Here is a 662-nt window from a genome sequence, read left to right on the forward strand (position 1 = left end):
ATCGCCACGGCCTCGACGCTGGCCTTCGCGCTCGTTCACAAATATGTCGACGGCACGCCGCTCTATCGTCTGGCGCAAGCCTTCGAGCGGGCCGGGGTTCCTGTCAGCCGTGGTGCTCTGGGTCACTGGGTGATCGGTTCGAGCGAGAGGCATCTGCATCGCCTCTACGACGCGCTGAGGTCGCGGCTCCGGTCCCAGGCCCTCATCCATGGCGACGAGACCACGGTTCAGGTGCTGAAGGAAAAGGACAAGGAAGCCACCAGCACCTCGTATATGTGGGCGTACCGCAGCGGCGAGGACAGCGAGCAGCCGATCGTGCTGTTCGATTATCAGCCCGGTCGCGGGCAGGAATATCCGCAGACCTTCCTGGGTGACTATCGCGGCATCCTGATGAGTGACGGCTACTCGGCCTGGCGTACCTTGAAAGGCGCCACGCATGTTGGATGTATGGCTCATGCCAGACGGAAGTTTGTCGATGCCCTCAAGGCAAGGAAGAAACCCGGTGGGCCGCCGGCACAGGCCCTCACGTTCTTCGACCAACTCTACCGGATTGAAAGGCAGGCGCGGGACGAAACCCCCGATGGCGGCGAAACGCCGGGGGACGACAGGCGCCGGTTCCGCCAGAAACATGCCGTTCCGGTCCTGAACGCCCTCAAGGCATG

Annotated in this window: 1 protein-coding gene; it reads left to right on the forward strand. The window is 63.1% G+C overall.

All coding sequences use genetic code 11. From position 1 onward, the window contains the following. Positions 1–662: IS66 family transposase (gene tnpC / locus OC446_RS30580; RefSeq protein ID WP_262032619.1), on the forward strand; the 662-nt coding region annotated here is incomplete at both ends.

The sequence above is a fragment of the Microvirga sp. Mcv34 genome, from assembly GCF_024519725.1.
Lineage (GTDB): Bacteria > Pseudomonadota > Alphaproteobacteria > Rhizobiales > Beijerinckiaceae > Microvirga.